The organism is Nonomuraea sp. NPDC004580, assembly GCF_040609855.1.
In the GTDB taxonomy this organism is placed as follows: domain Bacteria; phylum Actinomycetota; class Actinomycetes; order Streptosporangiales; family Streptosporangiaceae; genus Nonomuraea; species Nonomuraea salmonea.
In genome coordinates, this window is record NZ_JBEXLH010000024.1 from 1 (window position 1) to 23,046 (window position 23,046).

A 23,046-nucleotide genomic window follows, 5' to 3' on the forward strand; every position below is an offset into this window, starting at 1 on the left:
GGCCGGCGGCCTCCAGGCAGGCGCGGGCCTCCGGCAGGAACGCCTCACCGGCCGGTGTCAGCCGGACCCTGCGGCTGGTGCGCTCGAACAGCCGGGCGCCGAGCTCGCGTTCGAGCGCGGCGATCTGGTGGCTGAGCGCCGACTGGACGACGCGGCAGCGCTCGGCGGCGCGGGTGAAGTTCAGTGTCTCGGCGACCGCGACGACGTACTTCAGCTGTTGCAGCTCCATGCATCCATCGTGCAGCACGATCGATCACGATGACAAAGATGTGTTGGACTCATCGATCGTCCCTCCACCACCCTGGAACGCATGACCTTGCAGCAAGAAGTGCGGCACGAGTCCGCCGTGCGGCCGTGGCTCGGAGTCGCGGCGATCACCGCCAGCCTGTTCGTCTTCCTCACCACCGAACTGATGCCCGTCGGCCTGCTCACCCCCATCAGCGCCGGCCTGGACATCTCGGTCGGCGCCGCCGGGCTGATGGTGACGTTGATGGGGGTGTCGGCCGGGTTGGGAGTGCCGTTCATCGTGGCGTGGACCAGGCGGGTCAATCGGCGCGTGCTGCTGGCGACGCTGCTCGCGGTGCTGACCCTGGGCAACCTGGTCACCGCCGTGTCGCCCAGCTATCCCCTGGTGCTGGGCACACGGCTGGTGATGGGGTTCGCCAGCGGCGTGTTCTGGGGGATCGGTGTGGCCATGGCGATGCGGCTGGTGCCCGAGCGGCACGCGAGCCGGGCGGCGTCGGTGGTCATGTCGGGCATCTCCATCGGCGCGGTGGCCGGCATCCCCCTGGGCACGACCTTGGAGAACCTGACCGACTGGCGGACCACCTTTCTCATCTGGAGCGGGCTGAGCGCGCTGGTGTTCGTCGCGGTCGCCGTGCTCGTCCCCTCGCTGCCCTCGGCGAACGCGGTGTCGGTGCGGGAGGTGTTCCTGCTGCCGCTGCGCAACGGGCCGCTGCGGCTGGTGCTGACGGCTGTCGTGCTGTTCGTGCTCGGGCACTTCGGGGCTTACACGTTCGTGCGGCCGTTCCTGGAGGAGCACGCCGGCGCGACGCCGCTGTTCGTGACGGTCACGCTGATGGCGTACGGCGTCGGCGGCGCGATCGGGAACCTCGTCGCCGGGCCCGTCGTGGCCAGGAACGCCAGGGGCGGCTTCCTCGTCGGGAGCGCCGGGCTGGTGGCGTCGCTGCTGGCGCTGCTCTTCCTCGGTCATAGCGCGGCCGGGGCGGTCGTCACGCTGGTCGTGTGGGGGGTGGCGTTCGGCGTGGTGCAGCTGAGCCAGGTCACCATGACGCAGGCGGCCGCTCCCGAGACGTTCGAGGCCGCGATGTCGCTCAACACGATGGCGTACAACACCTCCATCGCGCTGGGGGCGCTGGTGGGCGGGGTGTTCGCCGACCGGCTTGGGGTGTCCAGCGTCGTCTGGTTCGGGATCGGGCTCACCGCGGCCGCGCTGCTGCTCGTCCTCGCCGCTCAGACGAGCAGGACGCGGCGGCCCCTCGTGTGACCCGCCTGGCTGTCGACGTGCGCCTGCGCGGCGTCGGCCAGCGCGTACGCCTTCTCGACCGGGATGTGCAGCCTGCCGAGGCCGATGAGGCGGACGGTCTCGGCGAGCGCCTCCGGCATGCTGCCCGCCACGCTGGAGAAGCGGACGCCGAACTTCGGGGCGTCCAGGTCGGCGATGGAGATCACCCGGCGCGGGTCACCGGTCAGCTCGACCAGGTCGCCGACGACGCCTGCCCCGGCCACGTCGATGGCGGCGTCCACCGGGCCGAGCTCGCGCACCCGGTCGGGCCAGCCCGCGTCGTAGGTGGTGGCGCGGGCGCCCAGGCCGCGTACGTAGTCCTGGTTCGCGGCCCCCGCGGTGCCGATCACCGCGATGCCGCGGTCGCGGGCCACCTGCAGCACCGCCGACCCCACTCCCCCGGCCGCGCCGCTGACCAGCAGCCTCTGCCCGGGCTGCACGCCGGTCTCGCGGATGACGCGCAGCGCGGTCTCCATCACCGACGGGTAGCCGGCCGCCTCCTCGAACGTCAGGCCGTCGGGGATGCGGGTCCAGGCGTCCAGGACGGCGTACTCGGCGTAGGTCTCGTGGCCCTCGCCGAAGACCGGGTCGCCGATCTCCACGTCTTCGACGCCGGGGCCGATCTCGTCCACCACCCCGGCGGCGTCGAGGCCGATGCCGGCGGGCAGCTCGACCTGGTTCATGCCTTCGCGGACCCGCCAGTCGTAGGGGTTGACGCCGGCGGCGCGTACCGCGATGCGGATCTGGCCGGGGCCCGGGTGGGGCTCCTCGGCGTCGATGAGGTGCAGGACGTCAGGGCCGCCGTACGCGGCGAAGCTCACTTTCTTCATGCCGCCGACCGTAACACTAACTGTTAGGATTTCAAAACCGTTTTTGTTTCGTTGCTGGTAGCATCAGCGCATGACCGTGCCCACCGGACGTCGCGAACGCAAGAAGGCGGCGACCCGTCAGAAGATCGCCGACGCCGCGCTGCGCCTCTTCATGGAGCGGGGCTACGACGCCGTGGGCATCCGCGACGTGGCCGCCGAGGCCGACGTGGCGGTCACCACGGTCTTCGCGCACTTCGCCGGGAAAGAGGCGCTGGTGTTCGACCAGGACGAGAACTTCGAGCAGCGCCTCGTCCAGGCCGTCCACGGCCGGGCGCCGCACGAGCCGCTCATGCCCGCACTCCGGCGGGAGATCCACGCCCTCGTACGCCACTGCACCAGCGAGGACGCCGCCCCGCTGTGGCGCATGATCGACGAGGTGCCGGCGCTGCGGGCGTACGAGGAGTCCATGCGGCTGCGCCACGCACGCGCGCTGGCCGCGGCCCTCACCGCCCATTTCGGGCTGCCGCCGGAGACGACGGCCTGCCGGACGATCGCCAGGTTCGCGATCGACGCCTTCTCCCTGGCCCGCGAGTCCACCGACCCGGAGGCGACCGTGGACGAGGTCTTCGAGATGATCGAGGCGGCCTGGGAAACGGCGGCCCCCTCACTCGTGCGACCGGCGGCCATAGCCGAAGATCACGCAGACTCCGCACCTTCGTAGCAGGCGCAAGGAGGGCGATCCCGCCGGCCCGTGAGGACAGCGGCGGTTTCGCTCATGCTCGAGGGCGGCGGGGCCCGCGCTGAGGCCCCCGGCCGTTGAGGTCAGGGCCGCTCGCGCCGGAGCCGGTCGTAGGGGACGGCGTGGCTCGTGCGGCCCTGCCCTGTGGTGGTCGTGGCCTTGAAGAGGGCGCCGAGCGGGGCGTCGGTGGCGACCACGATCATGCAGGAGTTGCCCGGCGGCTCGGCCCCGCCGCACCGGGGTGCCGTGAGGCCAGGGGCGGGTGCCACGTCAGGGGGTGAAGTCGAGCTTGAAGACGAAGCCCGCGGCGCGGTGGCCGCCGCCGGCGCCGCAGACTCCCTTGTTGGCCTCGCCGTTCCAGAACATCACCCGGCACTTGTCGCAGAAGCGCCACTCGGTCTGCCCGGGGCCGTTGTGGTCGTGCGGCAGGAAGAACATGTAGCCCTGCCTGTTGTGAGCGCCGCCCGCCGGGCAGCGCCCCTGGTTGGCGGGGTCGCCGCTCCAGAACATGGAGAAGCACTTGTCGCAGAACCGCCACTGGTCCTGCCCGCCCAGCGGCCCCGGCCGGTCGTGCGGCAGGAAGAAGATCCACCCGGCGGCGGCGTGACCGCCGCCCGCCGGGCAGACGCCCTTGGCGGGGTAGCCGTCGAAGAACAGGCCGCGGCAGCGCACGCAGAACCGCCAGGCGGCCTGACCGCGGTTGATCGCCTTGAACGTCACCGTGTAGTCGCCGCCGTCCCCCTGGACGCGCAGCGACTGCCGGGCCGGGTTGCCCGTCTCGGCCAGCGCGATGTCGCCGGGCGTGAAGCGCACCTCGCGGGGCGGGCCGACCTGGTCGTCGAAGTTCGGGGCTCCGGTGACGGTCTTGAGCGCGGAATTGATGTCCTCGAGCAGCCGGCCGACGATGTTCGGGCGGGGCGTGCCCAGGGTGGCGGCGATGGTGCCGGAGACGGTGGCGGCGACGATGCCGCGCAGGTTCTCCGGATCGCCGTTGTCGTTCTCCATGATGCCGACGATGAAGATGGCGTCGTCCGGGTTGGGCAGCGCCCGCTCCTCGCCCGCCAGGCCCCAGAACGACTGGAACGGCACCTGGTGCGTCTCCTGGCCGTCCACGTCGCCGAAGGGGCCGTACCGGTAGACGCGCGACCTGGGCACGGGCGAGTTCGGCGGCCTGAGGTCGACCGCGGCGACGATCATGTACGGTTCGTCCGAGCCGACCTCGCTGGTCTCGCTGTGACAGCGGAAACTCTCCAGCGTGATGTAGATCATGGCCATCCCCTCCCGTTGTGCTCTGCGGAGCCGTTCTCATCAGGATGGGTGCGGCACGCCCGGTTCCACATGAGTAACGCCTACTCAAGCGTCGGTCCCGGCGGCGCGAGGTGGCGTGCGCCGGCCGGCATCGAGCAGGCACGGTTCAAAGGTCTGATAGCCGCCAGCGGAGATCGTCCCGGTCGGCGATGCTGGCGCCATGAGTACAGCGATCACGGCAAGTGACCAGGCCGGCGCCTGGACGGTGATGCAGAGGATCTACCAGGCCGAGGCCGCCTACGTGGCCGCGGGTGGATTCGGCAAGGCGAGCTACGACGACGTCGCGGCCCATCTGGATCCGGAGGTGATCCTGCATCAGGCTCCCGGGCTGCCCTTCACCGGCTCAGGAACCTGGCGCGGCCACGACGGCATGGAGCGGTTCCTGGCCCGGTTCAGTGAGGTCTGGGAGTCGATGGAGTTCCTGGAGCAGGAGCATTGGGGCGACGGGGACACCGTGGTCGTGCGGAACCGGGTGCGCTTCCGCGCCCGTGCCACCGGCCGTGAGGTCGACACCTTGATCGTGCAGCTGATCACCGTCAAGGACGGACGCATGCTCGAATGCCGCCCCTTCTATTGGGACCCCGGAGCGATCGCCGACGCCTGCCGACCGGACACGGCCGTCTGAGCAGGAGTTTCATGGCGGCGCCGGCTCGTGAAACCCGGTCGAGGGCGCGGTGAAACCCGGGCCGCCGAGAGTGCTGTCATGAGCATGACCGACATTCCACCCGGCGTGGCCGTCCGTGCCGAGGGGCTGGCGAAGACGTTCGGGACGCACCGCGCGGTCGACGGCGTCGACCTCGACGTGCGGACCGGCGAGATCTTCGGCATCCTCGGCCCGAACGGCGCGGGTAAGACCACCATGTTGCGGATGCTGGCCACGTTGCTGGCGATCGACGGGGGCCGGGCCGAGATCTTCGGGGTCGACGTGGCCCGCGACCCGCACGTCATCCGCCAGCTCGTCGGCGTCACCGGCCAGTACGCCTCCGTCGACGAGAACCTGACCGCCCGCGAGAACCTCTGGCTCTTCGGCCGCCTCCAGGGCCTGCCCGGCGCCCGCGCCCGCAGCGTCGGCGACGACCTGCTGAGCCGCTTCGGGCTCCTGGACGCCGCCGACAAGCCGATCGCGCAGTTCTCCGGCGGCATGCGGCGCCGCCTCGACCTGGCGGCCAGCCTCATCACCAGGCCGCCGCTGATCTTCCTGGACGAGCCGACCACCGGCCTCGACCCGCGCACCCGCGGCCAGATGTGGGAGACGATCCGCGGGCTGGTCGCCGACGGCTGCACGGTGCTGCTGACCACCCAGTATCTGGACGAGGCCGACCAGCTGTCCGACCGCGTCGCGGTCATCGACCACGGCCGCAAGGTCGCCGAGGGCACCCCCGACGAGCTGAAGACCACGGTCGGCGACTCCACGCTGCAGCTACTGCTCGCCGACCCGGCCGACGTGCCCGCCGCCGTAGGGGTGGTGCGGCGCGTGCTCGGCTCCGAGCCGGTGCTGAGCCCGGAGCGGGGCCGGCTGAACGTCGCGCTCGACCAGTCCGACCTGGCCGGGGAGGTGCTGATCGCGCTGCGCACGGCCGGGGTGCCGATCGCGTCGGTCAGCGTCGCCAAGCCCAGCCTGGACGAGGTGTTCCTCGCCCTCACCGGCCACGAGACGGACGGCGACGACACCGAGGAGGACCGATGACCACCACGATCGCACCCACCCGCGAGACCGTCGACGCCGCCGCCCGGGTGGCCGCCGCCCGCCGGCGCGTCTCCGTGGCGGAGACCGTCAGCCAGACCATGGCGATGGCGTGGCGGGCGCTGAAGAAGATGCGCCGCAACCCCGAGCAGTTCTTCGACGTGGCGTTGCAGCCCATCCTGTTCACCGCGATGTTCGCCTATGTCTTCGGCGGCGCCATCGCCGGCGACGTCGAGAGCTACCTGCCGCTGATGATCCCCGGCATCCTCGCCCAGACCGTGCTGACGACGTGCATGGCCACCGGTACGCAACTGCGCGAGGACATGGAGAAGGGCGTCTTCGACCGGTTCAAGTCGTTGCCCATCGCCCGGATCGCGCCGCTCGCCGGCCCCATGGTGGCCGACCTGTCGCGCTACGCGATCGCGGCCACGCTGACCTTCTCCATGGGCCTGGTGATGGGCTACCGCCCGGGCGGCGGGGCGGGCGGCGTGCTCGCCGCGATCCTGCTGGCCGTCTTCACCGGCTGGTCGCTGGCGTGGATCTTCACCTGGATCGGCACGATCGCCAGGAGCGCCCAGGCCGTGCAGGGCTTCTCCATGATGATCCTGTTTCCGCTGACGTTCCTGTCGAACGCGTTCGTGCCGGTGGAGAGCCTGCCCGGGTGGCTGGCCGCGTTCGTCCGGGTCAACCCGGTCTCACACCTGGTCACGGCGGCCCGCGACCTGGCCAACCACGCCACCGTCTCCGGTGAGGTGGCCTGGACGATCGTCGCCGGCCTGGCCGTCATCGCGATCTTCGCGCCGCTGTCGGTCCGCAGCTACAAACGGCACCTGTGACGCGCCCGTCAGCTCTCCGGCCTGCTCGACGAACCGCTGCGCCTCCCTGAGCAGGCCGGCGCCGCGCCGGTCGCCGTACTCGGCGCGGACGGCAGCGAGCAGGCCGGGCGCGGCCCGCTCGGCGTGCGGCTCGATGCGCTCGATCGCCATGCTCGGCAGCAGGACGTTGTACGAGAACCGCTCGGCCAGCACCAGCAGCCTGATCGCGGGCTCCGCGGGCATGGCGCCGCGCAGCAGCCCCCAGGCGCCCAGCCCGAAGAGCATCGACCCGCACATCGGGTAGTCGAGGTGGGGGTTGTGGGGCGAGAGCAGGTCGTGGCGGGCGATGTCGGCGAACAGCCGCCCGCCGTAGCGGACGTCGTCGCCTCTGGCGTGGTACGCGTGCGCGGTCAGCGCGATCGACTCGGCGACGACCGTCCACGGGGCCGCCTCCACGTCCGTCATGCCGGGCACCCGCAGCTCGCGCGCCCGCTGCACGCCCAGCCTGAACGCGGCGAGCGCGCTGTCGGTCTCGCCCCTGGCCAGCGCGATCTCGGCGGAGCACAGCGCGAGCGTCGCCACCCCGCCCATCACCGGCTCGGTGTCGTTGATGCGTCCGATGACGGCCAGCTCGGCCTCCGCGCGATCGAGGTCGCCGTCGGCGATGGCGGCCGACACCAGCACCGCCCGCAGCTGCGCCTCGTCGTCTGAGGCGCCGATGCGGTGCAGCACGGGCAGGGCGATCCTGGCGTGCTCGACGGCCCTGCGGCGGTCGCCGAGCTGCAGGATCAGGTGGGCCTGCATGGCGTGCATGATCGCGCCGAGCCATTGGCCGTCGTCCTGCTTCAGCAGCGCCACGGTCTGCTCGGCGGCCTCGACGGCGCCCGCCACGTCGCCCGCGTTCTCCAGCAGGTGGGCGCGCTGCCGCGTGGCCGCGAACGCGACGTACTCGTCGTCGCTCGCGGACAGCTCGGCCAGCCGCTCCAGCATGGCGGGGGTGTCGAGCCCCTCGCCGGCGAGCGTCACCACGGTCAGCGCCGCCATGCGGGGGTCGGTATCGGCGCTGACGGGCAGCCTGCGCAGCAGGCCGAGCAGCGCGGAGCCGCGCTGCTCGGCGACGAACATGATGTTGGAGAGCGTGACCAGCGTCGCCGCCCTGGTCACCTCGACCAGGTCGGGCGGCGGGCTCCAGCCGCCGAGCGCCTCGCTGATGGCGTCGCCGTGCACGAGGATGCGCTCGTGTTCGCCGCGTACCGACCACATCGTGCCGAGGCCGGCCAGCAGCCGCACGGTCGTGGCCGGGTCGGGCTCGGCGAGCGCCTGCCTGAGCAGGTCGGCGAGGTTGCCCTCCTCGGCGCGCAGCGCGTCGGCGGCCGCGAACTCCTCGGGGCCGAACAGCCGGGTGGCGTGGCCGAGCGAGTAGGCCGCCGCCCATGCGAGCTGCGCCCGCCGGGCGGGCTCCTCCTCACCAGCCTCCTTCAGCTTCATCCTGCCGAACTCCCTGACCGTCTCCAGCATGCGGTAGCGCAGGCCGTGGGCGGTCTCGCGGACGCTCAGCATCGACTGCTCGGCCAGGGCGTCCACGGCGTGCAGGGCGTCGGCACCGAGGACGGCCTCTGCCGCGGCGAGGGTGAAGCCGTCGCCGAACAGCGACATCCAGCGCAGCGCCCGGCGCTCGGGCTCATCCAGCAGGTTCCAGGACCAGTCGATGACGGCGAGCAGCGTGCGGTGGCGGTCGGGGGCGGTCCTGTTGCCGCCGCGCAGCAGGGCGAACCGGTCGGCCAGCCGCCGCTCGATCTCCGCCACCGCCATCACCCGCACCCTGGCGGCGGCCAGCTCGATCGCCAGCGGCAGCCCGTCGAGGCGGGCGACGACCTGCTCGACCGTCGCGTCGTCGAGCAGGACGCCGGGGCGGGCGGCCGTGGCGCGCTGGCGGAACAGCTCGACCGCGTCCTGCCTCGGCAGCTCGCCCAGCAGGTAGACGCGCTCGGCGGGGATGGACAGCGGGGCGCGGGAGGTGATCAGCACCCGCAGGTCGCGGGTCGTCACGGTGAGGAACGCCACCAGGTCGGCGACGGCCTCGATCAGGTGCTCGCAGTTGTCGATGATCAGCAGCGCGGGCGTCCGGGAGAGCTGCTGGGCGATCCTGGCGCGTACGTCGGAGCGCTGCTCGGCGGTCAGGATGCGGCGGCCGCTGATCGAGTCGCGCACCCCGAGCGCCGAGCCGACCTCCCCCACCACGCCCTCAGGGGAGGAGACGCCGACCAGCTCGACGAAGTGGGCGACGGGCTGCGCGGCGTGCCTGCCGACGACGTGGGCCAGCCGGGTCTTGCCCAGCCCGCCGGGGCCGACGATGGAGACCACCCGGTGGGCGTGCAGCAGGGCGTGCAGCGCGCGGACGTCGTCCTCGCGGCCGAGCAGGGTGGAGCCGTCGTACAGGATGCCCTGGCGCACCGGACGGTCGGCGGCCAGCAGCTCGGCGTGCACGCGGGCCAGCCCGGGGCCCGGCCCGGTGCCGAGGCGGGCGGCCAGCTCGGCGCGGTGGCGCTCGTAGCGCTCGAGCGCGGCGGGCGCGCCGCGGACGGCGGACTCGCTGCGCAGCAGGCAGGCCAGCAGCTCCTCGTCCTGGGGGCGGCCGGCGGCGGCCTGCTCAAGCAGCGGCAGGGCCTGGTAGTGCGCGCCGGCGCGCGAGTGGGCGATCGCCGCCACCCTGCGGGCCTCGGCGGCGCAGGCGGCGGCGAGGTCGCGCAGCTCGGACAGCGCGCCCGCCACCCGGTCGGCGCCGTCGAGTGCGGACGTCATGGCCAGCGCCTCTTCCGCGTGCCGGACGGCGTGCTCCGTGTCGCCGCGGGCCAGCGCGTCGCGGGCGCGCTCGGCCAGCGCTTCGAGCAGCAGGACGTCCACGTCTTCCGCGGGCAGTCCGAGCCGGTAGCCGCGCGGCGTGCGCTCCACGACGGCCGCGCCGGTCGCCGCCCTGGTGCGGGAGACGACGACCTGCAGCGCCTTCGTCGGGTTGGCCGGCGGGTCCTCCGGCCACAGCTCCGCCACCAGCCGTTCGTCGCCGACCCCCGCGCGGCCGTGCAGGGCGAGCAGGGCCAGCAGCGTGTGGGCTCGATCGCCGGACACGCGGGCACCCTGCCAGCGCAGGCCGTCCAGCAGAACCAGAGCGGGGGACATACCGACAGCTTAGGACGAGCGGCGCCCGCCCCGCTGTTCGATGATCACCAGGTGGTGGTCTCCACGGTGACGGCGGGGACCAGGTTGTCGCGCAGCGCCTCCAGGCAGGTGACGATCTCGGCGGCGACCGAGCGGTGCTGGAGGTCGTTGACCACGTCGTGGCGGGCGCCCCTGACGACGGCCAGGCGGGCCTTCGGGAGGGTCTTGGCCGCTCGAGGTCGCGGGTCTCGCGCAGGCGCAGCAGGAGTTCGAGGATCGTGATGCGGGTCGAGGCGTCGAGCGCGCTGACCGGCTCGTCGCAGATCAGCAGCCGGGGGCCGACCGCGATCGCCCGCCCGATGGCGGCCCGCTGCCGCTGGCCGCCCGACAGCTCGCCGGGATGCCTGGGCAGCAGGCCGGCCGTCAGGAAGACGAGCCGCGCGACGTCCTCGGCGGCCTCTCGCAGCTCGGCACGGCTCCGGCCGCGGACGGCGAGGCCCTCGACGAGGGTGTCGAAGACGGTGCGGTCGGGGTCGAGGCTGCGCAGCGGGTCCTGGAAGACGTACTGGACGGCGCCGCCGCGGCGGAAGGCGCGCAGCGCGGCGCGGGACTACGTCCAGATCCTCACCGACATCGCCACCGAACTGGGGCCCGAACTGGGCCGGCACCCGGCCTGACCCCTCGCTCATGCTTCCTGTGGCTCGGTGAAGAGGGCAGCCGACGTCCAGGGCCTTTTCGCACTCTGTGGGCTCTCTCGAATGAGCAGTTCGTGATAGTGCTCGTTGTGATCGGAACCTATGCCCGGGACTGTGCTCGCGGAACTTCCTCGATCGTTTCGCGGTCAAACAGGACGGAGTACTTGTCTCGGCGGGCAGGAGGGGCACGATGTGGAGTGAGGCGTTGGCGGCGTCGGCCGCGGCGGGGGCCACGACGTTGGTGTCGGAGATGACCACCGATGCGTGGACGTCCGTGAGCAGCGGTTCGCCCGGTTGATCAGGCTGGGCGACCCTGAGCGGGAGGAGGTCGTGGTGCGGCGGCTGGAGCGCTCGCGGCAGGAGCTCGTCGGCCGGACCGGGGCCGAGCTGGAGCCGGCCCGCGCCGAGCAGGAGGCGGCGTGGCGGTCGCGGCTGAGCGAACCTGCTGGAGGACGATCCCGCCGCCGAGGCCGAGCTGCGGGAGCTGGTCGCCGAGTTCGGCGCGGGCGCCGTCGCCGCCGGCGAGCGTTCCGTCGCGATCGGCGAGAAGGGCTGGCGGTCGCCCTGCAGCCGGAGCTGACCACGGCACTGCCGTTGGAGGCGCTGGCCGAGCGGGCCACGGCCTGGCTGGCCGCCCGCCAGGGCTGGCTGCTGGTGCTGGACAACGTCGACGAGGTCGCCGACGTGCGGCCCGCCCCTTCGCCGCGTGACCCGGCCGGCTGGGCGCGCGAACGCGTCCTGGGCCACGACCACCCCGACACGCTCACCTCCCGCAACAACCTGGCCGCCGCCTATCACGCGGCCGGTGACGTGCGCCGCGCCACTCCCCTGCTGAAACGGGCGCTGGCCGAGTGCGAGCGGGTGCTGGGCCCCGGCCACCCCACGACGACGCTGGTGCGGGCCAACCTGCGGGCGGTCCTGCGAGGCCGGCCATAAGCCGCTTCCACCAGGGATGGCGCATGGTCGCGGCCCTGGCCGTCACCCAGACCATCGGATACGGCGTGCTCTACTACGCCTTCTCCGTCTTCCTCACCCCCATGACCCGCGACCTGCGCGCCGGCGGGACGCAGGTCGCCGCCGCGCTCACCCTCGCCGTCGCGACCACCGCGCTGTGCGCGCCGTTCGCGGGCCGGTGGCTGGACGCCCGCGGCGGGCGCGGCCTGATGACGGCGGGGTCGGTGCTCGGCACGCTGGCCGTCCTGGGCTGGTCGCAGGTTCACACCCTGCTCCAGCTGTACGGGGTGTTCGTGGCGATCGGGGTGGCGTCGGCGATGGTGCTGTACGAGCCCGCCTTCGCCGTGATCATGGCCTGGTTCGACGGGCCGGCGTACGGGCGGGGCAGGGCGAACGCCCTCCTGGCGGTGACGATCGTGGCCGGGTTCGCGTCGGCGGTGTTCCTGCCGCTGTCCGGACTGCTGGTCGAGCTCTACGGCTGGCGCCAGGCCCTGGTCGTGCTCGGGCTCGGCTACGGCCTGGCCGCGATCCCGCTGCACGCCCTGGTCCTGCGCGGGCCCGCGCACCAGGCCGCCGAGGCCACCGCCACGACCAGGGGCGACCTGGTCAGGTCCGCCGTACGTGGGCGCCCTTTCTGGCTGCTTGCGGCGGCGTTCACGGCGCACAACGGCGCGGTGGCGACCATCGCGGTCCTGCTGGTCACCTACCTGATCCACCTCGGGCATCCGCCGGTGTTCGCCGCGACCGTCGCCGGGCTGCTCGGCGTGCTGTCGGTCACCGGCCGCGTGGTCACCACCGGCCTGCGCCGCCGCTGGGCCGCCGCCCCGGTCGCGGCGGGCGTCTTCGCGGTGCAGGGCGCGGGCACGCTGCTGATGCCGGTGGTGGCGGGGAGCGCGGCGGGGGCGATCGGGTGCGTGCTGCTGTTCGGGATCGGGTTCGGGGTGGGCACGATCACGCTGCCGCACCTGCTCTCCGAGCGGTACGGCACCACCGCCTACGCCAGCCTGTCGGGCCGGATCGCGCTGTTCGCGGTCGCCGACAAGGCCGCCGCCCCGCTCGCCGCCGTCGCCCTGGCCCAGGCGGCCGGGTACGGCTGGGTCATGGGCGCGGTGGCCGCCGCCTGCGCGGTCGCGGCGCTCGCCCTGCTGGCCTACCACCGCTTGTGACGCGAGAGATGAACACGGTTATCGTTGCCTTCGGATGACGGCGGGCGGGAGGATCGAGTGCGCAAACGATCGGTGATCATGGTGCTGGCGCTGCTGGCGGCCTTGGCCGGCTGCGGCCAGGCCGAGCAGGACGGAAGGAAGCTCACCCTGGCCGCTCCACGCGACCTGGTCGCCGGGCCGGAGGATCCGTACTTCGTCCACGAGACCTTACGGGTGTGGGAGCCGCTGGTGACCGTGGACGACGAGCTGCGGCCGGTCCCTGCGCTGGCCACCTCGTGGGGCAGCGCGGACGAGGGGCGGCGGTGGACGTTCACGCTGCGGCAGGGGGTGCGCTTCAGCGACGGCACGCCGCTGACCGCCGAGTCGGTGGTGGCCAACGTCGAGCGGTTCCTGCGCATCGCGCCCCGGCAGTCGGCCTTCTTCAGCCTCGACGCGGGCATGGAGGCCGCGTACGGCAGGCTCGGGCGGGTGCGGGCCGAGGACGGCAAGGTGGTGTTCGAGCTGAAGGAGGGCGTGGCCGACCTGCCGGGCCGGCTGGCCGGGTTCTTCAGCATGGTGCAGTCGCCGAAGGCGTTCGCGGGCGGCGGCTCGTTCGGCGACCGGCCGATCGGCACCGGGCCGTACACGCTGGCGAGCTGGACCAAGGGGCAGCAGGCGGTGCTCACCGCCAACCCGCATCACCACGGCGGCGCGCCCGCGTACGACACGATCGTGGTCAAGGTGATCCCCGACGCCAACGCCCGCGTCGCCGCGTTACGCGCCGGCGAGGTGGACGGGCTGATCGACAAGGGCGCGCTGCTGCCCGCGCAGGTCGCCGCGGTCGCCGCCGACGGCCGCTTCCGCGTGGTGCGCAGCCCGTCGGTGCTGACGCACTACCTGACCTTCAACGCCTCGCGCCCGCCGTTCTCGGACCCGCGCCTGCGCGAGGCGGCCGACCTGGCGATCGACCGGCGAGCCATCGCCGGCACGCTGTTCGCCGGCACGGCCAAGCCCGGCGCCGGCTTCCTGTCCCCGGTCTTCGGCGACCTCGCCGCCCCCGGCGGCACCCCCTATGACCCAGGCAGGGCCCGCGCGCTCGTGTCCGCCGCGAAGGCGCCGGAGCGGCCGGTCACCATCCTGATCTCGGCGGCGGAGACCGGCCAGTTCCCCTACGCCGACGTCGCCGAGGTGCTGCGTGCCGCGTTCGAGCAGGCGGGGCTGCCGGCGCGGGTGAGCGTCACCGAGGCCACCAAGCCGGCGATGGAGGCCGGCGACTACGACGTCTTCCTCAGCGCGTACAGCGTGCCGAACGCCGACGCCGACTACCTGTTCCGCCGCTTCCTGCGCTCGGACGCGTCCTGGAACGTGGATCGCCGGCTCGGCTACCGCAGCTCGGAGTTCGACGCGCTGGTGGACCGGGCGGCGGCGGAGACCGACCAGGGCGAGCGCCGCGCGCTCTACCACCGCATCCAGCGGCTGCTGGCGGCCGACCGGCCGATGATCCCCCTCGCCTGTCAGGACAACCCGATCGTCACGACCACCGAGGTCGGCGGCGTGCGGCAGAACGTGGCGTACGTGACCGACCTGGGCGAGCTGGCGCCCGGCACGTGATCGCCGTCCTCCTGCGCCGCCTGGCGGAGCTGCTGCTCGTGCTGCTGGCGCTGTCGGTGCTGGTGTTCCTGCTGACCTCGCTCGCGCCGGGCGATCCCGCCGAGGAGATCCTGCGCCGTGGCGGCGGGCAGCCGACGGCGGCGGCGGTGGCGGCGCTGCGCGCGGAGCTGGGGCTGGACGAGCCGCTGTTCAGCCGGTATCTGCGGTGGGCGCTCGACGTGCTGGGCGGCGACCTCGGCCGGTCCTACGTCGACCGCTCCCCCGTGGCGGCCGAGATCGCGGCGCGGCTGCCGGCCACGCTGGCGCTGGCTGTGGCGGCTGCGGCGGTGTCGGCGGCACTCGCGCTGCTCGTCGCGTTGCCGGCCGTGGTCCGGCCACGGGCGCTCGACAGCCGGATTCTCGCGCTGGTGACGGTGGCGGCCGGCGGGGTTCCTCCGTACATCGTGGGGATTCTGCTGATCAGCGTGGTCGCGGTGGGGTTGCGGCTGTTGCCCACCGGCGGTCCTGACTCGGTGGTGCTGCCCGCGCTCACGCTCGGCCTGGCCGGGGCCGCGACGCTGCTGCGGCTGCTGCGCGCGGACCTGGCGCGGGCGCTGCGGCGGCCGTTCGTCCGGCTCGCGGCGGCGAAGGGGCTGCGGCGCCGGCGCACGGTCGTCGTGCACGCGCTGCGCGTGGCCGCGCCGAACGCGGTCACCGCCATGAGCCTGGTGGTGGCGGAGCTGCTGGCCGGGGCCGTGGTGGTGGAGACGCTGTTCGCCTGGCCCGGCCTCGGGCAGCTCGCCGTGGCGGCGATCAGGCAGCGGGACGTGCCGGTCGTGCAGGCGTACGTGCTGGTCGTGGCCGTGGCGACGGTGCTGCTGCTGGCGGCGACCGAGCTGTGCCTGTCGGCCCTGGACCCGCGGCTGAGGGGGCGTGAGCGGTGACGGGCCGCGCCGGGGCCACCGGCTTCGTGCTGGTCGTCGTGTTCTGCCTGGTCGCGCCCTGGCTGACCGGGTACGACCCCTCCGCGCCCGACCTGGGGCGTGCCCTGCTGCCGCCCGGTCCGCAGCACTGGCTGGGCACCGACCAGCTCGGCCGGGACCTGCTCACCAGGACGGCCACGGCGGGCCGTACCTCGCTGCTGGTCGCGTTCGCCGTCACCGCCGTCACCACCGCGCTGGGCACGATCGCCGGCGCGGTGGCCGGGCTGGCGGGCGGGGCGACCGAGCGGCTGCTGCGCTTCGCCGCGACCGTGGCGCTCGCCCTGCCGGGGCTCACGCTGGCGCTCGCGCTGGCGGGCGTGCTGCCGCCCGGGTACGCCACGGTCCTGGCCGCGCTCGTGCCGCTCGGCTGGGTGAGCTGCGGCCTGGTCGCCCACACGGCGACGCGGCGGGTGGCGCGGGCCGACCACGTCCTGGCCGTACGGGCGATCGGCGCGTCCCCGCTCTACCTGCTGCGCAGGACGATCGCCCCGCACCTGGCCGGCCCCGTGCTGACCGTCGCCACCGCCGACTTCGCGCGCACGCTGATCGCCGTGACCTCGCTCGGGTTCCTCGGCATCGGGCTGCCGCCGGGTGCCGACTGGGGCGGCATGGTGAGCGAGGCGACGGCGCTGCTGGTCACGGCGCCCCGGCTCGCGGTCGTGCCCGCGCTGGCGCTCGCCTGCACCGGCCTGGCCCTCGCGCTCGTGGCGGACGCCCTGCGCGAGCGGTCCGGGGTCTGACGTCAGGAGACGCGCCAGTGCTGGGCGGCGAGGTGGCTGCAGGTCCACTGCCGCACCTCCTGCGCTGGAAGATCGGGTGGGGGAACCTGGTCCAGGAGGAGGCGTTGAGCGGGTCGCCGTCGAACTTCCGTGCAAAGGGGTCAGGCCAGGCCCTTGCGGAAGGCGATGGCCGTCGCCTCCGTACGCGTCGTCGCGCCCAGTTTCGTGAGGATGTGGGAGACGTGGACGCCGGCCGTGCTCGGGGAGATGTGCAGGCGGGCGGCGATCTGGCGGTTGCTCAGGCCCTCGGCGATCAGCTTCAGCACGTCCTGCTCACGTTCCGTCAGACCCTCCTGAGGCTGGCGGGGGCGGCCGAGCAGGGTGATCTCGCGGGCGAGCGGCGCGGCGCCCAGGTCGCCGGCCAGCCGGGCGGCCTCGGTGAGGCGGGTCGTCGCGCCCTGCCTGTCGCCCGCCTCCAGCGCGGCCCGCGCGCCGTGGAACAGGCACAGGGCCAGCTCGTACGGCTGCCGCAGCTCCCGCCAGGCCGCCACGGCCTCATCCCAGCCGTCGTCCTCGATGAGCGCGTGCAGCATGACCTGCCAGGCGCGGTCGAGCCGCCCGTCCACGCCCAGCCGCGCATCGGCCGCGACCAGCTCGGCCTTCCTGGCACCCCGGGCTCGCTGGGCGAGGGCGCCGGCCACCAGGATCGGGCGGGCGTCGCTGGAGTAGATACGGGTGAGTTCGGGGTCTTTCAGGGCGCGTTCCAGGATCAGGTCGGCTCGGCCTGGAGCGCCCTGGGCGACGGCCAGCAGGCAGAGCAATTGGTAGCGGGAGAACAGGCCGTCGCTCTCGACGTGCTCGACGGCCGATGCGGCGGAGGCCGCCGCATCGACGTCGCCGCGCAGCAGCGACAGCTGGCCGCTGAGGACGAGCAGGGCCTGCCGTGAGAGCGGCGGCGGATCCTCCTGGAGGCCGTCGCGCAGGAGGGCGTCCGCCTCGTCCCACCGCCCGGCCAGGATCAGCCCGCGCGCGGCGTGGCGGGCGAGCTCGGCGCCGCGGCTGCGGCCCAGGCCGTAGCGGAGGGCGCGGCTCAGGCCGTCGCGGGCGGCGGCGACGGCGCTCGGGTGGTCGCCCGCCATGGTGTGCAGGATGGCCTCGTACATCGGGACGGTCATGAGCAGGTCGTGGCCGTCGAGCCGCCCGGCGAGCGTGCGGGCCTGCGCCACCATGCCGAGATCGCGCGTCATCAGGCCGACGCCCAGCAGCCCGCGGATGGTGACCGTGGGGTCGCCGGTGCGCCGGCCGATCGCCAGCGCCTCCTCGAACGGCTCGCGCGCCCTGGCCACGTCGGGCAGCAGGCCCATGGCCAGGACGCCGAGCAGCCTGCCCCGCTGGACGCTCTTCGGGTCGGCGGGCAGGAGGGCGAGCGCGTGTTCCCAGTCGGAGACGCCGGTCACCTTCAGCCGGTGCCGCAACCTGCCCCGGTGCTCCAGGAGCTGGGCCGCCCGCTCGGGCTCGCGCCGCTCGTCCACGGCCTCCAGTCCTTGTGTGGCGTACTCGACGCCGCGCGCGTAGTCGCCGCTCAGCATGCACGCCTCGGCGATCTCGGTCAGCACGTCGATCCGGTCGACGCCCAGGTCCACCTCCGGGTCCCAGAGGTCGAGCACCTGGCCGAGCAGGCGGACCTGCTCCTCGTACGCGTACGTGCGGCGCGCCCGCCCCGCGGCCAGGTACGCGGCGGACAGCGCCAGCCGAAGATCCCCGGCAGCGTGGGCGTGCGCGGCCAGCTCCGCGTGAGCCCCCGAATCGCGCAACGCCTCGGCGTAGCGGGCGTGCAGGCGGGCCCGCTCGCCCGGCAGCAGATCCTCGTACACCACGTGCCGGATCAGCGCGTGGCGGAAGTCGTAGCCGTCGCCGGAGATGACGAGCAGGCTGCGATCGACCAGCTCGCGCAGCAGGGCGTCCAGCTCGGCCCCGCCCTGCCCGGCGACCCGCTCCAGCAGCCGGTGATCGACCCTGCCGCCCGCCACCGAGACGATGCGCAACAGCTCGCGGGCCGGGGCCGGCAGCGAGCGCGGGCCGTGCAGGAGAAGGCTGCGCAGGCTGTCGGGGGTACGCTCGCCGGCGCGGGCGAGAGCCTCGACGAACAGCGGGTTGCCGTCGCTGCGCTCGTGCACCCGGCGTACGGTGGCCGCGTCGGGCTCCGCGCCCAGGATGGCGGTGAGCTGGCGGCCCACGCCCTGCCGGTCGAGCCGGTCCAGCCGCAGCAGGGTGGCGCGCGGGCGGCGGGACAGCTCCGACAGCAGCTTGTCGCCGGTTCCGAACGGCCGGTGAGTGATCGTCAGGAGCACGCCGGGCTGGGTGAGGTTCCTGGCTAGAAAGCCGAGCAGCTCGCGGGTGGCGGCGTCGGCCCAGTGCAGATCCTCGATCGTCACGACGACAGGGCGGCTCGCGGCCACCCGCTCGACCAGCGTCAGCACCTCCTCGAACAGCCGGTGCCTGCCGCCCTCCGCGTCGCCGGCGTCACCCAGCTCGGGAAACCAGCGGGCCAGCTGCCGGTAGGGTCCGGGCAGCGCGCCCTCGACGCGGATCAGGCTGCGCAGCACGGTCACGAACGGCGCGTACGGCAGGCTGTCGCTGCCCAGCTCCGTACAGGTGCCTTCGACGACCAGCGACCGCGGCCCCAGCGACCGGGCGAACTCCGCCAGCAGCCGCGACTTGCCGATGCCGGCCTCGCCGGCCACGAGCGCCAGCGCGGGGCCCTGCTCGATGGCCGCGTCCAGGGCCGCCGCCAGCTCGGCCAGCTCCTCGTCCCGGCCCACGAAAACCGGGCTGACCACACGTTCCGCCATCATCGCGCCAGCATATAAATACAGAGATCACCCGATGTGCGACGGTTGTTTATCCGGCCACACTCGAAGCATGACAAGCACGTACCCGCTGCGGACCATCGGCGCCGACGAGATCGACGCGTGGGCCCGCATGGTCACCACCACCTACGGCCAGGACTGGACGGAGGGCGGTCTCAGGAACGCCGCCGTCTCCCTCGACCCCGGCCGCACGCTCGCCGCCTGCGACGGCGCGGACATCGTCGGCGGCGCGTCCATCTACGGGCGCGTCATGACGATCCCCGGCGCGGAGGTGCCGGTGGCGGGCATCACGCTCGTCGCGGTCCTGCCGACGCACCGGCGGCGCGGCATCCTGACCGCGATGATGCGCAGGCAGCTCACGGACCTGTACGAGTCGGGCGGCGAACCGATCGCCGCGCTCAACGCCGCCCAGGCCACGATCTACGGCCGCTTCGGCTACGGCCTGGCCAGTCACGTGGCCGAGATCAGGGGCGACAAGAGATTCATGGCCCTGCGGCCGGGCACCGGCGTCGGCGACGGCCGGATCCGCCTGCTCGCGCGCGAGGAGGCTCTGCCGCTGCTGGAGAAGGTCTACGACACCGCCCGCCGCGGCAGGGTCGGATGGGTGGACCGGACGGAACGGTACTGGGCGGCCCTGCTGGCCGACCACGAGCGGGCCCGCGCGGGAGGCACGGCGCTGCGCTTCGCCGTGCACGCCGAGCCGGGCGGCGAGGCCACCGGTTACGCCCTCTACCGCTCCAAAGCCGGCACGGTGCAGGTGATCGAGGTCGCGGCCACCACCGGACCGGCGTACGCCGCCTTGTGGCGCTTCCTCATCGACCTCGACGCGCACACCGAGCTCGCCTACGACGGGGCCGTGGACGAGCCGCTGTACCACCTGCTGGCCGACCCCCGCGCGGCGCGCACCACCGTGCTGGACAACCTCTGGGTCCGGCTCGCGGACGTGGGACGCGCGCTGGCGGCCCGCCGGTACGCTGCCCCGCTCGACCTGGTGCTGGAGGTCCAGGACCCGTTCTGCCCGTGGAACGCGGGCCGCCATCACCTGCGGGCCGACGGCGAGTCCGTCACCTGCGAACGTACGCGGGCCCGTCCCGATCTCCGGCTGACCTCGGCCGAGCTGGGCGCGGCCTACCTGGGCGGCACCACGCTGTCGTCGCTGGCAGCGGCCGGCCGGGTGGAGGAGCTGCGCCGCGGCGCGGTCGCCGCCGCCTCGCTCGCCTTCCGCGGCGAGCGGGCCCCCTTCCACCCTTCGGGCTATGCCTTTCCCGCCTTCTGACCACCTCGCCCACGCGTGAAGGAGACCGACCACATGCGCACTCGTCAGCTCGGCCGCAGCGCCGTACGGGTCACCGAGCTCGGCTTCGGCGGCGGCCCGCTGGGCGGCCTGTTCGACCCGCTGGACGACGACACCGCCGCCCAGGCGCTCGCCGCCGCCTGGGACGCCGGCATCCGCTACTTCGACACCTCACCTCACTACGGCATCGGCCACTCCGAGCGCCGCATCGGCGAGCTGCTGCGCGGCAGGCCGCGCACGGAGTTCACGCTGTCGACGAAGGTCGGCAGGCTGCTGGTGCCGCAGGACCCGCAGGGCAGGATGGACGAGGCGTTCGCCGTCCCGGCCACCCACCGCAGGGTCTGGGACTTCTCCCGCGACGGCATCCTGCGCAGCGTCGAGGACTCCCTGGCCCGCATGGGCGTCGACCGGATCGACGTGCTGTTCCTGCACGACGCCGAGCAGCACTTCGAGGCCGCCCTGCGCGACGGCTACCCGGCGCTGGCCGAGCTGCGCGCCCAGGGCGTGGTCGGCGCGATCGGCGCGGGCATGTACGACTCCGCCAAGCTGACCCGCCTGGTGCGCGAGACCGACGCCGACGTGGTCATGCTGTCGGGCCGCTACACGCTGCTGAACCACACCGCGCTCGACGACCTGCTGCCCGCCTGCGCGGAACGCGGGGTGTCGGTCCTGGCCGCCTCCATCTTCAACTCCGGCCTGCTCGCCACCGAACGCCCCTCCGCAGACGCCCGCTACGACTACGCGCCTGCCGCCCCCGAGGTGCTGGAGCGGGTCGGCAGGATCGCCGACGTCTGCGCCGCGCACGACGTGACCCTCCCCCAGGCCGCGCTGGCCTTCCCGCTCCGCCACCCGGCCGTGGCGGGCATCGTGGTGGGGATGCGCTCGGCCGACGAGGTACGGCTCAACCTCGCCGCGTTCGAGGCCCGCCTCCCCGAGGGGTTGTGGTCCGACCTGTGCGCCGAGGGCCTGCTGGACGAGCGTGCGGAAAAGCCCGGTAAGTGACCGGCGTACGTCCTGGTGAGCGCGGCCGCGCGGCACGAGGCTGGGAAGGATCGTACGTTCCGGACCACGGGGAGATCCCATGAAGGCACTGGAAAGGCCAGGACGGTCCCTGGCGCGGCTCCTGACGACGGCGGCCGCGCTCACGGCCGTCACCGCGATGACGCTCACCCCCGCCGCGAGCGCGGCCGACCGGGTCGCCGGCCCGGCCGGCACCAGCGTCTGCCTGCGGCTGCTGGCCGACTACAACGCGATCCTGCTGCGGCACTGGGGGTCCGATTGCAGCCCGCGCGGCACGTACCACATCCATGTCTGGGGCGGTGGCCGCGACATGAACTACCCCACCTACACCTACAGCGGTGGTAACAGGGACTTCTCCTACACCTGGCCGGTGCCCTCGGGCACCAACATCTGCGCGGAGCTCTGGTACCACAAGCCGGGCGGCGGCTACTCCAGCTACGGCCTGCCCTGCACGACGATGTAGGGACGCTGCAGGGACGCTGGAGGGCGTTTCGAGGTATCTTCCTCCGGTTACGCCCGCACTCACGCGAGGAAGCCCCCCGGTGACCGTCCCGCTGCGCAAGAACGTCCGCTTCCAGCTGCTGTGGATCGGCGGCGCGGTCTCCCAGCTGGGGACGGAGCTCAGCAGGCTCGCCACGCCGCTGCTGGTGCTGGCGCTCACCGGCTCGCCCGGGCTGGCGGGCGTCGTCGCCGGCGCCCGCACCGCCGCCTTCCTGGCCGTCCAGATCCCGGCGGGCGTCTGGATCGACCGTTGGGACCGCCGCCGCACGCTCGTCACCGCCCAGGGCCTGCAGGCGGCGGTCTCCGCGCTGCTGGCGGCGCTGATCCTCACCGGATGGTTCCGCTGGTGTTCATCACGTTGTCGACGCCGTCCCTGAACGTGGTGCTGAACGTGATGATCGCCCGCCTGGTGCCGGAGGCGATGCTGGGCCGGATGGGCGCGGTGCTGAGCATGGGCGGGATGGGGCTCAAGCCCCTCGGGCCCGTGCTCGGCGGCGCTCTGGCCGCTGCTCTGGGCGGCGCGGGCGCCCTCCTGGTGCTGGGCGGCCTGCTCTGTCTGACCGCCGCCGTCGCCGCCCTCAGCCCGGAACTGCGCCGCTTCACCGGAGAACCCGTAGCGGCCGCCTGACGCCGCGTTCACGGGTCCGGGAGGCCCGCCGCCTGGCCGGTCAGGAGACGGGTGCGCCGGCCCTCAGGCGCGGAGGAACTCGGCGGCCTGGCGGCGCAGGCGTTCGGGGGCCGAGCCCCAGACGGGGGCGCGTGTCATCGCCTCCAGCTTGACCCGCTTCACCTCGCGCGGCGCGTCGGCGGGTACGCCGAGGTGGGGCCAGAGCTGGTCCAGCTCGTCGAACGGCAGCTCCCACGACTGCCCGATCGAGCCCTCGTCGGCGGGCGGCGGCAGGAACACCTCGTCAGCGGTCCGCGGCGGATCGACCTGGACGACGGACAGCCCGAAGCGTTCCGCGGCGTCGCGCAGCAGCGCCCGATGCCGCTCCACGACCTGCGGGCCCGGCTCGCCCTCGGCGAGCAGGGTGAGCAGCCAGCCCGTCGTGCCGAGCCGCGACAGGTCGAGGACCAGGCGCACCCCGTCGGTGAAGGACCGGTGGGCCAGGCTCGCCTCCTCGCCAGGACCCTCGCTACGCGGGCCTTGGTCGAGGCCGAGCAGCCGGGCGAGCTCCGCCGCCTGCTCGTGGCCGAGCTCGCCGTACGCCAGGACTCGCAGTGCCGGCCAGAGCATCG

Annotated in this window: 21 protein-coding genes and 2 pseudogenes; 15 read left to right on the top strand and 8 right to left on the bottom strand. The window is 73.6% G+C overall.

Translation table 11 applies throughout. The features are described 5' to 3' along the window. Window positions 1–229 (bottom strand): LysR family transcriptional regulator (locus tag ABZW11_RS23895; RefSeq protein WP_355420820.1); only part of this gene is annotated, 229 nt, incomplete at its 3' end. 81 nt (window positions 230–310) lie between these two features. On the opposite strand from ABZW11_RS23895, the gene ABZW11_RS23900 reads away from it, so the two are divergent. After that, window positions 311–1,507 carry an MFS transporter gene (locus ABZW11_RS23900; protein WP_355420823.1) on the top strand — a complete coding sequence of 399 codons (1,197 nt, stop codon included), beginning with the start codon at window positions 311–313 and terminating at the stop codon, window positions 1,505–1,507. On the opposite strand, the gene ABZW11_RS23905 is transcribed toward ABZW11_RS23900, so the two are convergent. After that, window positions 1,474–2,355, bottom strand: coding sequence for an NADP-dependent oxidoreductase (locus ABZW11_RS23905; protein WP_355420826.1), 882 nt, complete (start codon window positions 2,353–2,355; stop codon window positions 1,474–1,476). The two genes, ABZW11_RS23900 and ABZW11_RS23905, sit on opposite strands and share 34 nt — an antisense overlap. Window positions 2,356–2,425: 70 nt before the next feature. Here ABZW11_RS23905 and ABZW11_RS23910 point away from each other — a divergent pair, with 70 nt between their 5' ends. Continuing rightward, entirely contained in the window at window positions 2,426–3,055 is a 630-nt protein-coding gene (locus tag ABZW11_RS23910) for a helix-turn-helix domain-containing protein (RefSeq protein ID WP_355420829.1), read from the top strand. A 101-nt stretch (window positions 3,056–3,156) separates the two neighbouring features. On the opposite strand, the gene ABZW11_RS23915 is transcribed toward ABZW11_RS23910, so the two are convergent. Together ABZW11_RS23915 and ABZW11_RS23920 are read right to left on the bottom strand one after the other, a co-directional pair. Next, the gene (locus ABZW11_RS23915) at window positions 3,157–3,342 is read right to left on the bottom strand and encodes a hypothetical protein (RefSeq protein ID WP_355420832.1); all 186 of its coding nucleotides are present in this window, start codon (window positions 3,340–3,342) and stop codon (window positions 3,157–3,159) included. Between the two features lies 1 nt (window position 3,343). After that, on the bottom strand, window positions 3,344–4,342 hold the full coding sequence (locus tag ABZW11_RS23920) for a hypothetical protein (protein WP_355420834.1): 999 nt from the start codon (window positions 4,340–4,342) through the stop codon (window positions 3,344–3,346). 199 nt (window positions 4,343–4,541) lie between these two features. Between ABZW11_RS23920 and ABZW11_RS23925 the strand changes: the two genes are divergently transcribed. From ABZW11_RS23925 to ABZW11_RS23935, 3 genes are all read left to right on the top strand, one after another. Next, a complete protein-coding gene (locus ABZW11_RS23925) occupies window positions 4,542–5,006 on the top strand; it encodes a nuclear transport factor 2 family protein (protein ID WP_355420836.1) in 465 nt (154 codons plus the stop codon). A gap of 84 nt (window positions 5,007–5,090) precedes the next feature. Beyond that, window positions 5,091–6,068: an ATP-binding cassette domain-containing protein gene (locus ABZW11_RS23930; protein WP_355421164.1), complete on the top strand. Its 978-nt coding sequence runs from the start codon at window positions 5,091–5,093 to the stop codon at window positions 6,066–6,068. Then, window positions 6,065–6,901, top strand: a complete 837-nt coding sequence (locus ABZW11_RS23935) for an ABC transporter permease (RefSeq protein WP_355420838.1) — start codon at window positions 6,065–6,067, stop codon at window positions 6,899–6,901. The genes ABZW11_RS23930 and ABZW11_RS23935 overlap by 4 nt, the downstream gene beginning before the upstream one ends. 1,686 nt (window positions 6,902–8,587) lie before the next feature. Here the strand turns inward: ABZW11_RS23935 and ABZW11_RS23940 are convergent. Both ABZW11_RS23940 and ABZW11_RS23945 read right to left on the bottom strand, forming a co-directional pair. Then, window positions 8,588–10,057, bottom strand: a pseudogene (locus ABZW11_RS23940) (BTAD domain-containing putative transcriptional regulator); the annotation flags it as partial. A gap of 346 nt (window positions 10,058–10,403) precedes the next feature. Next, window positions 10,404–10,634, bottom strand: a pseudogene (locus ABZW11_RS23945) (peptide ABC transporter ATP-binding protein); the annotation flags it as partial. Window positions 10,635–10,995: 361 nt separating this feature from the next. On the opposite strand from ABZW11_RS23945, the gene ABZW11_RS23950 reads away from it, so the two are divergent. Genes ABZW11_RS23950 through ABZW11_RS23970 form a run of 5 tightly spaced genes read left to right on the top strand, consistent with a single transcriptional unit; the run spans window position 10,996 to window position 16,143 of the window. Then, window positions 10,996–11,667 (top strand): tetratricopeptide repeat protein, encoded by a 672-nt coding sequence (locus tag ABZW11_RS23950; protein WP_355420841.1) that lies wholly within the window; start codon window positions 10,996–10,998, stop codon window positions 11,665–11,667. A gap of 23 nt (window positions 11,668–11,690) precedes the next feature. Continuing rightward, the gene (locus tag ABZW11_RS23955) at window positions 11,691–12,851 is read left to right on the top strand and encodes an MFS transporter (protein ID WP_355420844.1); all 1,161 of its coding nucleotides are present in this window, start codon (window positions 11,691–11,693) and stop codon (window positions 12,849–12,851) included. A 57-nt stretch (window positions 12,852–12,908) separates the two neighbouring features. Then, window positions 12,909–14,441, top strand: a complete 1,533-nt coding sequence (locus ABZW11_RS23960) for an ABC transporter substrate-binding protein (RefSeq protein ID WP_355420847.1) — start codon at window positions 12,909–12,911, stop codon at window positions 14,439–14,441. Then, complete coding sequence (locus ABZW11_RS23965) at window positions 14,438–15,364, top strand: ABC transporter permease (RefSeq protein WP_355420850.1); 927 nt, start codon at window positions 14,438–14,440, stop codon at window positions 15,362–15,364. Before ABZW11_RS23960 ends, ABZW11_RS23965 begins: the two co-directional genes overlap by 4 nt. Continuing rightward, window positions 15,361–16,143, top strand: a complete 783-nt coding sequence (locus tag ABZW11_RS23970) for an ABC transporter permease (RefSeq protein WP_355420853.1) — start codon at window positions 15,361–15,363, stop codon at window positions 16,141–16,143. Before ABZW11_RS23965 ends, ABZW11_RS23970 begins: the two co-directional genes overlap by 4 nt. A gap of 140 nt (window positions 16,144–16,283) precedes the next feature. Here the strand turns inward: ABZW11_RS23970 and ABZW11_RS23975 are convergent, their stop codons facing one another. Continuing rightward, window positions 16,284–18,977: an AAA family ATPase gene (locus ABZW11_RS23975; protein WP_355420856.1), complete on the bottom strand. Its 2,694-nt coding sequence runs from the start codon at window positions 18,975–18,977 to the stop codon at window positions 16,284–16,286. Between the two features lie 67 nt (window positions 18,978–19,044). On the opposite strand from ABZW11_RS23975, the gene ABZW11_RS23980 reads away from it, so the two are divergent. The 5 genes from ABZW11_RS23980 to ABZW11_RS24000 all read left to right on the top strand — a co-directional run bounded on the left by ABZW11_RS23980 (window position 19,045) and on the right by ABZW11_RS24000 (window position 22,435). Next, window positions 19,045–20,268, top strand: coding sequence for a GNAT family N-acetyltransferase (locus ABZW11_RS23980; protein ID WP_355420859.1), 1,224 nt, complete (start codon window positions 19,045–19,047; stop codon window positions 20,266–20,268). Between the two features lie 33 nt (window positions 20,269–20,301). Further along, window positions 20,302–21,288 (top strand): aldo/keto reductase, encoded by a 987-nt coding sequence (locus tag ABZW11_RS23985; protein WP_355420862.1) that lies wholly within the window; start codon window positions 20,302–20,304, stop codon window positions 21,286–21,288. A gap of 79 nt (window positions 21,289–21,367) precedes the next feature. Further along, window positions 21,368–21,769 (top strand): hypothetical protein, encoded by a 402-nt coding sequence (locus tag ABZW11_RS23990; protein WP_355420864.1) that lies wholly within the window; start codon window positions 21,368–21,370, stop codon window positions 21,767–21,769. Window positions 21,770–21,848: 79 nt separating this feature from the next. Continuing rightward, window positions 21,849–22,184 carry an MFS transporter gene (locus ABZW11_RS23995; RefSeq protein WP_355420866.1) on the top strand — a complete coding sequence of 112 codons (336 nt, stop codon included), beginning with the start codon at window positions 21,849–21,851 and terminating at the stop codon, window positions 22,182–22,184. After that, window positions 22,154–22,435, top strand: a complete 282-nt coding sequence (locus ABZW11_RS24000; RefSeq protein WP_355420868.1) for a hypothetical protein — start codon at window positions 22,154–22,156, stop codon at window positions 22,433–22,435. Before ABZW11_RS23995 ends, ABZW11_RS24000 begins: the two co-directional genes overlap by 31 nt. A gap of 63 nt (window positions 22,436–22,498) precedes the next feature. On the opposite strand, the gene ABZW11_RS24005 is transcribed toward ABZW11_RS24000, so the two are convergent. After that, the gene (locus ABZW11_RS24005) at window positions 22,499–23,044 is read right to left on the bottom strand and encodes a hypothetical protein (protein ID WP_355420871.1); all 546 of its coding nucleotides are present in this window, start codon (window positions 23,042–23,044) and stop codon (window positions 22,499–22,501) included. Between the last annotated feature and the right edge of the window lie 2 nt (window positions 23,045–23,046).

What these genes read in the sequence shown, in the direction of transcription:
- ABZW11_RS23955 (WP_355420844.1), top strand. Translation starts at nt 11,691, where the DNA reads ATGGTCGCGGCCCTGGCCGTCACCCAGACCATCGGATACGGCGTGCTC.
- ABZW11_RS23935 (WP_355420838.1), top strand. Translation starts at nt 6,065, where the DNA reads ATGACCACCACGATCGCACCCACCCGCGAGACCGTCGACGCCGCCGCC.
- ABZW11_RS23990 (WP_355420864.1), top strand. Translation starts at nt 21,368, where the DNA reads ATGAAGGCACTGGAAAGGCCAGGACGGTCCCTGGCGCGGCTCCTGACG.
- ABZW11_RS23980 (WP_355420859.1), top strand. Translation starts at nt 19,045, where the DNA reads ATGACAAGCACGTACCCGCTGCGGACCATCGGCGCCGACGAGATCGAC.
- ABZW11_RS23930 (WP_355421164.1), top strand. Translation starts at nt 5,091, where the DNA reads ATGACCGACATTCCACCCGGCGTGGCCGTCCGTGCCGAGGGGCTGGCG.
- ABZW11_RS23905 (WP_355420826.1), bottom strand. Translation starts at nt 2,355, where the DNA reads ATGAAGAAAGTGAGCTTCGCCGCGTACGGCGGCCCTGACGTCCTGCAC.
- ABZW11_RS23920 (WP_355420834.1), bottom strand. Translation starts at nt 4,342, where the DNA reads ATGATCTACATCACGCTGGAGAGTTTCCGCTGTCACAGCGAGACCAGC.
- ABZW11_RS23975 (WP_355420856.1), bottom strand. Translation starts at nt 18,977, where the DNA reads ATGATGGCGGAACGTGTGGTCAGCCCGGTTTTCGTGGGCCGGGACGAG.
- ABZW11_RS23900 (WP_355420823.1), top strand. Translation starts at nt 311, where the DNA reads ATGACCTTGCAGCAAGAAGTGCGGCACGAGTCCGCCGTGCGGCCGTGG.
- ABZW11_RS23985 (WP_355420862.1), top strand. Translation starts at nt 20,302, where the DNA reads ATGCGCACTCGTCAGCTCGGCCGCAGCGCCGTACGGGTCACCGAGCTC.
- ABZW11_RS23910 (WP_355420829.1), top strand. Translation starts at nt 2,426, where the DNA reads ATGACCGTGCCCACCGGACGTCGCGAACGCAAGAAGGCGGCGACCCGT.
- ABZW11_RS23925 (WP_355420836.1), top strand. Translation starts at nt 4,542, where the DNA reads ATGAGTACAGCGATCACGGCAAGTGACCAGGCCGGCGCCTGGACGGTG.
- ABZW11_RS24005 (WP_355420871.1), bottom strand. Translation starts at nt 23,044, where the DNA reads ATGCTCTGGCCGGCACTGCGAGTCCTGGCGTACGGCGAGCTCGGCCAC.